Annotated in this window: 10 protein-coding genes; all 10 read right to left on the reverse strand. The window is 41.4% G+C overall.

The window, feature by feature from the left end; all coding sequences use genetic code 11:
- Positions 1–18: 18 nt before the first annotated feature.
- Complete coding sequence (locus ACK8P5_RS13335) at positions 19–1,194, reverse strand: radical SAM protein (protein ID WP_422656766.1); 1,176 nt, start codon at positions 1,192–1,194, stop codon at positions 19–21.
- Entirely contained in the window at positions 1,166–2,272 is a 1,107-nt protein-coding gene (locus tag ACK8P5_RS13340; protein ID WP_422656767.1) for a hypothetical protein, read from the reverse strand. Before ACK8P5_RS13340 ends, ACK8P5_RS13335 begins: the two co-directional genes overlap by 29 nt.
- Positions 2,273–2,296: 24 nt before the next feature.
- A complete protein-coding gene (locus ACK8P5_RS13345; RefSeq protein WP_422656768.1) occupies positions 2,297–3,673 on the reverse strand; it encodes a hypothetical protein in 1,377 nt (458 codons plus the stop codon).
- On the reverse strand, positions 3,670–3,945 hold the full coding sequence (locus ACK8P5_RS13350; protein WP_422656769.1) for an acyl carrier protein: 276 nt from the start codon (positions 3,943–3,945) through the stop codon (positions 3,670–3,672). Before ACK8P5_RS13350 ends, ACK8P5_RS13345 begins: the two co-directional genes overlap by 4 nt.
- 296 nt (positions 3,946–4,241) lie before the next feature.
- Positions 4,242–4,604, reverse strand: a complete 363-nt coding sequence (locus ACK8P5_RS13355; RefSeq protein ID WP_422656770.1) for a hypothetical protein — start codon at positions 4,602–4,604, stop codon at positions 4,242–4,244.
- Positions 4,605–4,667: 63 nt separating this feature from the next.
- On the reverse strand, positions 4,668–5,471 hold the full coding sequence (locus ACK8P5_RS13360) for a class I SAM-dependent methyltransferase (RefSeq protein WP_422656771.1): 804 nt from the start codon (positions 5,469–5,471) through the stop codon (positions 4,668–4,670).
- Positions 5,472–5,658: 187 nt separating this feature from the next.
- Positions 5,659–6,360 carry a thioesterase domain-containing protein gene (locus ACK8P5_RS13365; protein ID WP_422656772.1) on the reverse strand — a complete coding sequence of 234 codons (702 nt, stop codon included), beginning with the start codon at positions 6,358–6,360 and terminating at the stop codon, positions 5,659–5,661.
- 182 nt (positions 6,361–6,542) lie between these two features.
- Positions 6,543–8,633 carry a CAP domain-containing protein gene (locus ACK8P5_RS13370; protein ID WP_422656773.1) on the reverse strand — a complete coding sequence of 697 codons (2,091 nt, stop codon included), beginning with the start codon at positions 8,631–8,633 and terminating at the stop codon, positions 6,543–6,545.
- Positions 8,634–8,772: 139 nt separating this feature from the next.
- On the reverse strand, positions 8,773–11,517 hold the full coding sequence (locus tag ACK8P5_RS13375; protein ID WP_422656774.1) for an endo-beta-N-acetylglucosaminidase: 2,745 nt from the start codon (positions 11,515–11,517) through the stop codon (positions 8,773–8,775).
- Positions 11,518–11,715: 198 nt separating this feature from the next.
- On the reverse strand, positions 11,716–14,160 hold the full coding sequence (locus tag ACK8P5_RS13380) for a glycoside hydrolase (protein ID WP_422656775.1): 2,445 nt from the start codon (positions 14,158–14,160) through the stop codon (positions 11,716–11,718).
- Positions 14,161–14,175 lie beyond the last annotated feature (15 nt).

Below are 14,175 nucleotides of genomic sequence, written 5' to 3' on the forward strand. Positions count from 1 at the left end.
CCTGATCGTAAGTTCAATCTAGACCCCATTGTTGTATAGAAGCACACATTTCGAGCATATAGGCATTAAACCACAAGCTAAAATTTCACGTTGCTTCTTGAGATCTTCACCATGGAATATGTCTGCGACGCTTTGTTCGTATAGATTACCGACACTGAATTCAGGGAAGAACTTACATGGATTCACTTTTCCGTCGGGCATTACATCCATTCGATTCGAGATCGAGAAACATTTCGATCTGTTCATAGCAGGCTTCTCACTGCCACGGATAAAACCTTCTACTTCTTCGGGTTCAAGCGCAGGCTGGTAACGGATACGTACATTCCATACGCGTGAATTCACTTTTCTGAGTTCTTCTATAAGTGTGTCAAAATTTTCGGGAGAGATATGGAACGTGAAAGAGTGCCAACTATTCTTGTGGTTATCTGTAAAGCGGGAAGTAAGATGCGGGAAGTGAGCATCGAAATAGGTGTCCATTTTCTCAGCGGTATCGGAGGGAATATACCATGGGAAGCAAAAGTAGACGGAATCTACACCCATTTCTTCGAAGTATTCCATAAAGCTATATAACTGGCCGACCATCTGATCATTAACCGTCAAAGCTACGGATACTTTACCTTTATAAAGACCTTGCTGTTGCAGATCCAGGAGAAGTTGTATTGCATGAATTACTTTCTTAAAGGTGCCTTTTCCTCGAATCGCATCATTCTCCTTCTCAAAGCCTTCTAGGCTGATGAGCATGACCAGATTCTCCGACATTTTCAGAATAGAATCCAGCTTCTTCTCAATAAGGATTGCGTTCGTACAGATGGTTGTGTAGCGATCTTCTTTAGCAAGTAGTTCTGCAAGTTCATCGAATTTAGAGTAAAATAGCGGTTCTCCGCCCCATAAGAAGACACGTGATTTATTTTCTCTTGTTTCAGCAAGTAACTTTTCAACGACAGGAATTTCAATCTCGTCATTCTTCACTTCTTTGGCAAAACCATGATGGAAGCCTTCAGGATTCCATTCGAAACAGTGTTTACATCGTAGATTACAACCATTGTTGAGTTTAATTCCAATTTCATAAGGGACTGCTGCTGCATAAGTTGGATCAACACGTCGCTTTCTGCTCGTTTCCGCTAAAGGAACCAAGGTTCTTTTCATATTCCGAAATGTAATTGGATCAAACGTAACTGTTGTTTTTGGCTGCATAAGTTATCCTCCCAAAATGGTTGATTGTTGATCGTTGCTCTAGCAAGCGTCTGCAAATCTCCACCAGTAGATGTCTTGAGTAACCCTGATTTTTCCACTCTGTAAACCGGATACCGAAACCGCAGGATTCCCAATATGCAGCGTTATGTAGCTCATGGTCGCCGAACGGCTCCAACATAATGAACGGGATACTAAACGCCAATGAGTCATTTAATGTTGACCCTCCCGGTTTACTAATAATAGCTGCGTAATTTCGCATCAATTGAATATATTCGAAATAGTCCTGAAGTGGATACTCATGAAGAATACCATCTTCACGAACATAATGGATCATAGGTGGAAAAGTGTGCTGTCCTTGCTCATCTCGGCTCCATGGATCCCAAGAGACCTTGGTTCCATAATATCTTGTAATTCCATCATTCTCTTCGACCTCGGAGGAATCATAGACAATCACATCCAAAGCGTATCCGATTTCACGAAGTTCTGATACGGTGTCTTTATAGGTCCCGATCCCCCACCCACCACCATGAATCAGAATACGCCCAGATCGACAATGATAAGGTAATGGCTCTTCCTCATTAGAGTTAAGGTAACTGTATGGTGACAACTTCGAGGGGTCATAGAACCAGACATTGTTAAATCGCGGGTACAACTGCTTGTGTACCTTAAACGATGGTGTGTCTATGGCATCCATCCTTATCAGTTGAATGTCTACGGGGTTGTCTGCAACTTTTTCATAGCGCATGAGAATAGGTATCCAGAATCCAGTAAATACCGCAAAACAGGTGATTTTTGCTTCCTTCCATCTATTCAAAAGAGTCTGAACAGCTTCTTCATCGAGAGAAGAATCAATAGGTTTGGCCAGCTTATGTCCCATACGAGCAATGTTGAAATCTGAATGGAAGGCCTTTTTAGTGATTCGGATCTTGTCTCTGATTTCAGCATGATACAAATTCTCCAGCACATGAATCTCGGTTTCGATTCCTTTGCCTTTTAGAAATGTGTGAAGGTGCATAGCAGGAATATATGCTCCTAGAGAATTTCCTGACGCCAATAACGCAACCGAAGATGGGTCCATAGATAGCCCCCTGTGTCTTTAAATTTAGTTGTATACTTTTACAGACAAGCTCACAAGCATATGGTGAAGTCTTTCAAATAGCTCATGACGATGCTGATCATCCCGTGCAACCACAGATACATACAGCCGTCCTTTCGGAATGCCTTTTTTCAACTGTAATCCCTCTGAGATGCGTCGACGACGTATATTCTCATTCACCATCATGGTATTTGAGGATAAAGGAACGATCCCATATTCTCCTGGAACAATTAATAGAAGTCTGGATTCACGCATCAAGTGGAGTAAATTCTCGAATTCGAAGCCTTCTGGAAGACCGACGGACACATAAGTGAGCCAGCTATGAAGGCCGTATGGGTGCCAATGCTTATCCAGATACGCATTGATGAGACCCATAGACTTTCGAGCGTTAATCTCTACAATAGGTACAATTTCACCATTCTCCAGAATCATGGAGTCAAAGCAGACATAACCGTGATATCCATCCTCCACCAAAACCTGGAGTGCTTTCTCAATGACTTGAAAGTATCCCTTGCTAGATAATTCAACTCTAAAAGCCTCATCTGCATGAATAGATCCACCGTAGTTTTGAAGATGATTCATCATGAATTGAACGGAAATAAGCTCTTTATCTCCGTTGTTCTGAATGATCCAGTGTGAACTGAAGTCTGTTTTTTTGGTTAGCAGAGGCTCTAGCAGGAATAGAGATCGGAGTCCTCTATCCTCCTGAGTATGTATGTGCCTAGCAATTCTTTGCTGCATAGCCTCACTATCAATGAGTAAATTACCCTTACCAGAAACACCATAGGGATCTTTCAAAAGATATGGCCCTTGCATCAGAAGTGTGTTACCAATCGCCACCATTTCTTCTGCGGTATTCACCTCAGTCCCATAGCATTTCTGGTTGATATTGTCCAACAGACGATTTGAATATATCTTGGAGTTTACACGTACCACCGTCTCTAGATCTGGCAAAGCACCTGATAAACCCATAACTTGCAGATACTCCTCCGTACCCGCTGTAATCGCAAATGGAGAGAGAGCCTTAGCTTTATAGTTTGCAAAATGGTTGGCATGAGAAGTCGCCAGCTTAAAGATGCATCGATTAAATAAATTTAATTCGGGCAACGGCTCCTTCTCATTGTTCAAGTCATAACGATATTGGGTCTGAAAGGAGAAGCCTAACCCGCTGAGATAATCATGTAATGCTGGATTGATCTTGCATCGTGTGTATAAGACATCTCCATACTCGCAAAATGTAAAAAGTAACTCATCCATGCAGAGTACAATTGATTCCCGCTCCTTGTCAGGTACAGATGGCAGCTTTGTTAGATCCAAGTCCCGCCAACTTGTTTCGGGATCGAAGTTACCCATCACGATTTTGGAAACTTCATGAAGTTTCATGGGTTGACATTTTCGTACATTGGCAGCTCTTGCTGCTGACAGTGATTTAGGAAAGTAATAAAGGTTTGGATGGATTGGAGATGTTCGTAATCGAAGTTATCGTAGTCAATGATTAAGTTTAATTGTTCTTCAACTTTGAGCATAAATTGAATCATTTGGAGAGAATCGAGGCCGATATCGTTATTCAGATCGGTTTCAAGGGATAGCGATTGACGGAGTTCTGGTTGATCTTCTTTGATAGAGCACAAAATGTCTACGAGTTTATCGTACATAACTACACTCCTTTAAAATATTTGATGATGAATGGTTCACAGAATTCATATGATATTTATTCTATCTATGGCAAATGTCCGACCCCTCCTCATCCCATATTTACAATTATTATCTTTTTATAGTTAAAAAATGTCAATGATAAATGCAACAAAATGCTATTTTTAACAAAAGCGCGAATTCATACTTAAATAAGTAATAAAAAAAGTCGCTATATGGAACAGCTACATCTTAATGTTAGACTCATAATCAACATTGAAATGTACCATTCTTAATGGCGACTTTTTACTATAATCATTCATTTGATAGATTCAGAGATATGCCAGCACACTCCAGCGGGATCAATCAGGTTAATCTCCCGTTTTCCCCAGGGATATTGTTTAGGTTCGGTTAACTTAATCGGATATTTCTTCATTGAGTAAACAGATTGTAAGAGCGACCACCATTTATCTAAATCCTCAACTATAAGTTCTACCATGTAATTATCTTGAAACTCTTGATTAAAAAAGTTTTGGAGAAAGAATTCTTGTTCATCCATTTGAAAAATACTTAATCCTTCGTCCGAGTATATCTTCACAAAACCTAGATCTTCAAAAAAACATTGAGCCAGTATATAATCTTCGCCTGATGGTATAAATGGTCTAAGATTAGTAACTTTCATCTCATAATTTCCTCCTAAATGGAATTTATACTTATATATTAACTATACATGAAGACTGTCTCGTTAGGTATGTTTAGCCGCCTTTATCGATAACCATTGAGGAAGAGCTGCCAAAGGGTTCCGTTGCCAGTCACATAATTTATCAAGCTGTTCTTGTTTATGTATACCGACTGTATATTCAGATTCATCAACCCAAAATGAGCCATCTTCAGCATACATTTCTTCAAGTTGATGTATGCAAAGACCCGATGATATCATCGCATTCATTAAGTCCTGCATACGCCAAGTAAACCTAGGTACATTCTCGATTAGAATAGGGCCTGTTGAATTGTAAGGTCTAACAACTGTTAGTTTCTCAATATCATCTCCGAAGGGGCGGGTAAAAGGATGTACATCAAACATTAAGTAGTTCCCATTGCTTTTAAGAATTCGATAGATGTTTTTATACATCGAATTTAAGTCATCAATCCATATATGAACTCCATTTGAGGTGTAAACAAAATCATATTCATTACTTGTTATAGTCCCTAAACACCTTGTATCATCGCATACGAACTCGATGTCCCAACTATTTTTATTAGCTATTTCAGCGCTATGTTCTAATTGCCTCTCAGAAATGTCGACAGACGTAACGGATGCTCCCATTAAGTGAAATGCAAACACAGCATGATTATTACCGCTTGAAGGCACGCAAATTCGCTTACCGTTCAAATTTGAATATGTTGATTTAAGCATCGCCCATGTAATCGGGTGGAACACGGACTCGGGATTGTTAATTATTTTCGTAATTACCTCTTCTGTTCTATATTTTTGATACCATGTTTCAGACCAATTATTCCAAATATTCTTCACATTAGAATTATCCATTTCAACCCCCAGTACTATTGATATAAGGAGTGTAACAAGCTCAGGATATTGATAGTAGATAATTTTCTATTTAGATTAATCTTTTACACTAGACCTATGAATGCTACTATATCACCCCATTGAGTCTATAAAGCATATTTCTATAGCCAATAAGTTCAGAAAGTAAACCGGAACCGATCATGAAACGTTAGTTCCCCGGGTACAATTCATGGATTTTGGTGATGAGATCTGTAGAATTGGTATGGAACATTTGGTTCGAATCCGTCCAGACAGACTCCAGAAAATACGATGCATGAAATCTCCACCCTTGATGAATCGGATTAAAATCCATTTGAATTTCACGCCCCGGCTTTCCTCGGTACTGTCTAGAGCCAGGCATGCGCCAGCTACCAATTCTTGTGATTCTATCTGAATTCTGACCCGTGATGTATGTAAAACGGTCATTGTATGGAATGTCCTTCAGGTAGAACTTAGGACATCCAATAGCAAATATTTGAGCCCTTCCAACTCCATATTTCTCTTCTAAAAGAAGTCCGGTTCGATAGGCTATCACACCACCCGCACTGTGCCCAATAAAAAGTATATTTTCCGCGTCTTCGATATGCTCGCGGATGATTTGTGTTGCACTAATAACCCGCCGTGATCGGTCGCGAGTTAGGTCATAGCCTACTTGAGATAGCTGTTTAGTTAACAAACGGATTAACGAAGAACCCTTCTTCCCATTTGCCATTCCATACGGAAAGATCGTAACGATTTTGACATTAGCATATCTTAAAGCAATCTCCCTAGCAGCCGCTTCGAAATTATTTCGATACGTTAGGATCCCAGCAAAAAAGTAAACAACTGTGCGACAATTTACTGTACATGTGCTACTGGAGGATATAAACATTGTAATCAGATTTCCCCTCCTTCTTCCTAAGAATTGTGCGTTCGATAGCTACTAATACATGATTGTACGCGACATGATTCTTCGAAACAAGATTCATAGAAAAAGCCTTGACTGCTGGGCAGCCAAGGCACTTCAAGATGAAGTCTGAATATCAGCGGTACTCAGACAAGATTTGAAATAGATTATAATGAATACTTTTGCATATTAATGGTTCCCCGATTCACTTCGATGCTGTAATACGTGTTAATTTTTTTTACTTTAAGGTAAATGACCAACATCTCTTCCTGATACGGGGCAGCTGATTGGTAAGAAAACTTACCTTGTTCGTCTGCAGTAATCTCAAAGTCTTGAATGGCCTTCATCTTTCCAGTTTCGGGATCTTTTGTTTGGACCATTAATGTATGGGTTTCGCCTGCTGAGCTTTGAAATTTCCCTTCTACGTTCAATTTTCCTTCAGCTGTGTACTCTACAATTATCGATTTATCTTCGAGCTTTGCAGGCTTTTGATAATATTCCTGAACAGGCATTTTGGGTAACGCCTCATCTGCTGTTTTAGACTTAGGACGTCCCTTGAGCTCTTTTAACTTAGGCTGAAGATAATGCAGTAATACAGCAGCGTCCGCGCGCGTAAGAGCTTTATTGGATTCAAACCCTTGAATGGATCTTGAAGTCACGCCACGCATATAATCCATAGCCAGAACATACTGAACCGAAGCACTAAAGTTCTTACCATCTGCGGCTGTAATCATATCTGCGGCTTTCTGCCTCGTCATGTTTTGATTTCTTAACTTCACATCTTTGATCCCTGCCAAAGGAATATTCCGGCTCTCAGCGATCTGATAAGCACCATCCGCCCAATTCGTAGATTTCGCCGGCTTGTAAGCATCATAATGGATGTTTAACATTTTCAAGAACATAACCCAAAACTCTGCCTCGCTGACTGTTTGCTGAGGTTTGAAACTGCCATCCGCGTATCCGGTCATGACTCCTGATTGAAGCGCCCATTCAATCGAAGACTTTTGGTCATGCTTTTGAATATCCGCATATTTAGCTGCATTTGAGCCCATGTATTTTTTCATAATTAGCTTTTGTAGAACTGAGACTTTAATTTGGGTTTTTGCACCTTTAGGTGTACGAACCGTAACGGTATAGACCCCTGGACTTTTCCCCGTAACCAAACCTCCATCCGTAATACTCAGGCCACTATTCTTACTGCTAGTAAAGATAAGACCTGCAGGGTTTGTTTGCGTTGTTCTATCATCATACCTTCCTTGTATGTACAGCTGTTCCGGACTATTCGTATTGATAATAAGTTCAGGATATAGCGTATCTATATATTGCAGCTGCCTTCCTTTCCCCGTCTTAAACGACCAGGAACGGTTCAACTTTTTACCAGAATCGGCAAGCACAGCTTCTATAGAAACTTTGTAGGTATGATAACCTTCTAGTATCTCTTTAGGATATAAGAAGATTTTCTTACTCGCATATAATTCATGAAAATGAGGGACAACTTGTCCTTTCTCATTCTTAATAACTGCGTTATACGAGGCTATTTTCTCATTCGCAACTGCCGAAATAATGGCACCTGAAAAGTCAACGCCAAACTGCTGCAAGGGGTTAGGGATCTCATGACCGTAAAACCCAACTACAGAGTCCGTCATTCCATCATACGGATAGACCGTAAGGTCATTAGTCACTTGAGGTGTACTTTGATATTCACTTACTAGATCGACCACTGCCGTACCATCCACTAAGCCGATCCCAATCTTCTGATAGCTGGAGTCCAGAATGATCACGCGATGGTAGGCAGTATTCAGCCACTCTTTCATGGCGTCGGTGCTCGTTTTCTTTTGAAAACCCATCACTTCTCCGTATCCAAATCCAAACCGGCTCGGCGATTGATAACCGGCAGCTTTTATGCGATCTGAAGCGCTCTTCCCTGTAAATCCTGGTTTGCCTTGCACCTGCTGATGTGCACTAAGAGAAACTTTCTCTTCTTTATTCTGGTTATAGTATTTTGCATGAGCAATTGCTGCTTGTGTAACATGTGGATCCAGCGTTACCGGTTTAAGACCGGCTTTGGATCTCACCATATTCAGATAATCTAGTGCCTCAAGCTGATCCTTGGAGTATGATGTTACTCCTGATTCAGCATATGCTTGATATGTATCCGCATATAAGATGCCATAAGAACTATGTAGTAGAATGCAGAGTGCTAGTACTCTTCCCATCCACCTTAATCGTGTTTTTCTTCTGTCTAATGATGACGCCACCTACAAAACCTCTCCTCTTGTGAATTGTTTACTGTATACAATTGCTTCCAGCTATGTACAGGTAATATATCGGTATTTCAATGTGCTTTTCTTAGAGAAAAAAGCATAGAAAAAAGCCGCCATTAAGGCGACTCTCTTTCTACAAAATCGTAATATTACGGGTCTCGGACATATTCCCCTTATAATCCTCCAGTGTAATACTTAGGATTGAACCCTTCTCAGGAACCGGGATTCCAATCAAATCATGAAAACCCCGAATGAAATAATCGGTCTCCATATCATTATACTTCTTCGTGGGTTGAAAGACTTCACCATTGATTGTAACGTACATATGCCACCAATCTTTGGAGGAGGGTACATCAATACCTAGTGTATCTCCGTCAATATAGTAACCGCCATCAAACGGCTCCGAATACATATCTAGCATTTTCCCTGTAAAGCTGACCGTGTCAATGAATGAATCGTCCACTTCAAGACTGGATATTTTCAATAGATATCGATCATCGTCTTTGACAGGAACTTTAAATGTGGCAGAATACAAGTTCATTTCAACAATCTGTGTGTAAGTATCTTTCCGGCCATCGGTAAAACTTAAATCGAATCGAATTTTGCTGCCGTGCGTTTGTTCACCCCATTGAATTAAAAAGCCTTCGCGATTCTCGTTAACGATCACATTCGATAAGAAGTATTCGCGATGAAGAGAAATGATAGCTGGATTACTTTCCGAATGATCAGAACCAACAGCCGTTAATTTGAGAGCTACAGCTTGTTCATCAAGGGATTTCACGTAGAATTGATCACCATATAATCCACCCAAAAACTGCTCACTGCCATCCAGCAGCTGTGCATACAGGTGATATTGCTTCACTATATTGTAGTCTTCACGATTCCATATCAGATTGAACTCATTGGTATGGAACCGATTCTTAATCGCGAATCCTTCAGGTGTGCTTGGTGTATAATCTTGTCCATCTGTAATTTTAAGTTCACCGACATTCACTTGATAGCTAAATATCGTCTCCCCTTTGGGATCAAAAATGAAACCGATTGCAGCAATCGCACGATTCGCATAAACACTTAAATCCAATTCTGCAGTTTTGTATCCATAGGTTTTTATCCCGCTGCCTTGTATAGAAATGGCTTCAACATGATTTGGGTCATCTTTGAAGATCAATCCTAACTGAATCTCCGAACAGTCTTCCACTGATGTTTTATTGTATGTAATTAACGCAGTTGATGTACTTTTAACGTCCAGATCTGTTTTATAGAGGCGCAGGAAGTTCTTCGCATCTAAAGTTCCATTCACAACAAGTGAACAACCACCGCGATAGGCGCCAATACGTTGATAGTTGAATTTATCGCCATTTTCTACAGCGTCCCCATAATCAAAATCGACTTGTAGCTTCGTTCCAACTGTATCAATCCACCACTGCCAAGTTGGAAGAATATCTTGTAAATTGATGTTTGACCATTTCTCATCATTCGAAACGGCTGCATTCACATAATACTTCATGCCATGACCCGTATTAAAGTTCGTTACGAAGGTACTTCCGTGAATGACTGAGCGTTCCGTAATATACCTGGATATCCCATTCCATTCAGAGGCATCTTCCACACCAATATCTGGCCTTGCATATCCAGGCTGTTTCTCTGTATTGGTTGGGTCCATCTTAACACCTGTGTACCACATGCGCTCACGCTCAGCAATTTTCCACTGATTATCATCATTTCTATTATTGTCAAGCGCAGACTGAACGAAATTACCTCCCAGAGTAGCGATAGAAGTCAATGGATTACCTGTCTCTGGATCTAGAATTACGTCCATATTTCGTGTTGAGTTATGTGAACCTCCAAATCCGCCCATACCTGCCTCAACACCGGAAAAGACTGTTTTCACAGGATCAATCCCTCTACGGTGTGCTTCTTCGACGGTTTTCATGATGTAAGATTGATCTGTACTTGGTCCATTATTCCAACCATCTGGCGAATTCCAATTGTAATTCATAAAGATAGAGTGACATAGAACCCCACCCATTTCGTCATCTCGAACGAAAGAGCTGTGAGAAGGAATCAGTGAAGGTTGATAGGTCAGTTTCCCATGCTCATCATCCACCGTGTCATACCACTGCGTATATAAACCTGAATCGACTAGAGTTTTTGTAAATGCTTTATAAATCTTAATATGTTCAGGCTTAATAGAGGTTTCCTGATTAATGAAATACCCGTCAAAGCCGAAGTACTCTTTCATTTCAATGAGCTTCTCTGCTACGGGAAACGTTCCATCTTCTCGCTGTTTTAACAATAGATCATAAGGCTGTCCACCACGGGGTATAAAAATACAACCTACGGATTTCACTCCATTCTTATGTGCGGCATTCGTATAAGCTGGATTAGGTAAATCTACAATGCCAAATTCAAATATTTTCTCCTCCCCGGTTTCCGAAGGGTCATATAACATTGGAGGTACATCTTCTGTTACCGTTCCATGCCATCCGCCATAATAATCCGTGTATTGCCAAAAGTTAAACAAGTAGTTCGAGAACTCGTTATTATAAGGCGTTGAACCTAGGAAATAAAAATCATAATCCCCTGTTAAGTTATAAAACTCGGTATCCGGACTAAGTTTGGGATTGGCCTGTGTTGCTGCGAATGCATCATTTCTTTTTTGCAATGGTACAAATGCTCTTAAGCGCTCGGCATTCGGATCAGTCTCTGGATTCCAATGCTCAATGTCCACAGCTCGATATCCATGAGTAACCGGTTGATTCTCCCCAAAGATCACCTCTCTTGTTGGTCCTTTGTTATCTTCTGTCATCTCTTCTAACGCCAGATTTGAAAGCGTACTCAAAACTGAGTTTGAAACTACTGAATCTCTATGTTCCATGGATCGTTTCCTCCTATTAAAGTCAATTTGATTGAGTCTAACCCCTAACCTTCCTCAATGACTATCAAACTCATATTCAACGTTAACCGCTTAAATCCTCTTCATTTGTTACTAAAGATATATCTAATAAAAAAATGGCGGCCTCGTGGGCCGCCGTTTAAAAGTAAATTACGTCATCTCATCTACCACATTAATCAATCAGGATTCTTTAATCCGCCAAGCTAGAATACCAGCGTTCATACTGCGGCATGTTTCAAGCGCAGAAACAGGTTGTGATAAATCTTCTCCCCAAGAAACAAAGTACCGGAATTCGTAAAAACCACCCAGTGTGGCACGGAAATTTGTTTCCCAATAGTTATTCATCGGCCAAGCGTACAGATGTGCTGGATCATCTTGCATACCTTCATCATCTTGCAGCATACGGAATTCATGCTTCAAGGAACCCAATTGAATAAGTGGTGTATCCGGCATCGCAATAGCGACTCCTTGATTCGCTTCGGTATAGACCGCTCCTTCACCCAAGCAATAGTAGTCTATTAAACTACCCGGTAGTTGGTCGATACGCAACCGAGTGGGTGCTTGAAGTTTATCTACCCAAAGTTCCTGTTGCCCCTCATCGATCGGTCCTCCGAATGGTATCGAGATATACATATTTTCTGGATCCCATACACTGTTCTTATGCATACGCACGGCAACATCCATACGAGGTTTATTCGCATATGCAGTCACGAGCAGTGAGTAGTGTTGACATCCGTCTACTTCATAAGTCAGTCTTACACTTGTGTATAGCTGACCTTTGTCTGCGACTTCTGCTTTTACCAGTTTGCCAACTGAGACCCATGCATCTGGACCTTTACGATTGCGACCCATCTTGCGCCGAATATCATTCATTTCCTCCACTTTAGCCGCTTTTGTAACGTCGTAGACTGGGCTAAAAGCATGATGATTACGGTCTGCACGCAGCATCTCTTTACCTGTTTTCTTGTCCATCCATGAAACAATACCGTCTCCCATACGCCATTCCATCCGTACAAACGGTGTTTCAAGCGTTGTGTAAGTAACTTTGATATCAGAAGTATCATTCGGGTCCGCAATGTCCGTTACTCGGTCTGATCCAAGTAAATCCGAACCGAATGCCGTGCGGTCTGCAGGTTTCTGAGCGGCACGAATACGCATTGTACGTTCTTCTCCAGGCTGCAATTTAACAGGAACCGTAACGATTGCACCTCGATGTGCTACGCGAAGCTGGGCTGGATAAATATCACCACTGACTTCATCGTATACTTCGAATCCATCACGGATTTCATCCAAATGCCAAAACTCCATTATAAAATGAGCGTAATCTTCTTGTACAAAAGAATACGGATTGTGAACACGGAAGCGCATTGGACGATTTGGTGCCAGCAGAGCATCACCTTTTGCCTCAAGTATGTCGTAGAGTGCTGTATGTGCCAGTGTACTTGCATTCGCTGCAAATGCATCTTTACGAACGCCAAGCTCCTGTACGAACGGATTCCACGGTTCGGAAACGGAGGAGTGATACCCCCAAGTATGCTCAGCGAACAGCATCAATTCATTCTCCATTTCCTTTATTGTCGTCTCCGATACAATTTCGCAAGCAGGGTCTAAGCGTCTCACTTTCTCGTAAACGCGCTGGGCCTCGCGGAATACTTGAACATGCATTGGTGTCGATCCTGTTCCGTCCGTCCACCAGTCTGGCCAGTCACCACGATAAACTGGAATATCCTCCGAATGTTTCCGTACCTCCTCAAAGAAATCATCTAGCGTTGCAGGTTGAATACGAATTTGATCGCCATGTTTCTCGTTCCACTTGTTTACAAAGTCCATCATTTCTGCATTTGGCGAACTGTTGTCAGTTGGTAGTCCAGAGAGCATGACTGGAATGAACGGGTATGGGAATCCATCCTGTTGAAGGCGATAAAGATAACGGTTAATTCGAATCTCTGCCATCTCAAACGTTACGCCGCCTTTAGAAGTGTCCATCTCATCGCGAATCGTATAGTTGCCACCCAAGCCCGGCTGGATGCCGAGGTCATTACCGAACACGTAATGCTCACCGTTCCAGATCAGAATGCGGTCACCTTTTGGTGTCTCCCACCAAAAAGGCGTCTGCTTCTTACGTAGAGGAAACATGGAGTGATGCGTATGAATACAAGTAATCATGTTGCGAATCCCCATGTCATGCAGTGATTGTCCGTAGCCCCAACTAAAGCCAGTAATGTCTGCTGTCATGGCAGATTCTAGCTTCACATTAATTGATTTCGCATAGCTTCGAATTCGACCAAGCATTGAGTCGAGTAATTCTTTACCAACCAACTCACTCATATTTAGATAGGTTCCTGATAGACCGAAATCGCCTCTACGGAAAGCTTCAGCTAGCTCCTCGCGTTCTGTCTCGGTCGCTTTCTCCAAGAAGGTTTCAATCGGCCAAAACGTTTCACATACCCATTTATATCCTTTCCAGTCTGGTCGATTACCTGATCGTATTTCTCGAATAATACCAAGGGCTTGACGAATAAAATCAACATGATATTGACGGATCTTCTCTTGGCGCTCGGTGTAGCCTACATCTGTATGTGAGTGCTGTATCGCGTAGATCGTCCATTTAGCAGATTGTGTCATATGAAAAATCTCCTC

The organism is Paenibacillus sp. EC2-1, assembly GCF_049311625.1.
GTDB lineage: Bacteria > Bacillota > Bacilli > Paenibacillales > Paenibacillaceae > Paenibacillus_AQ.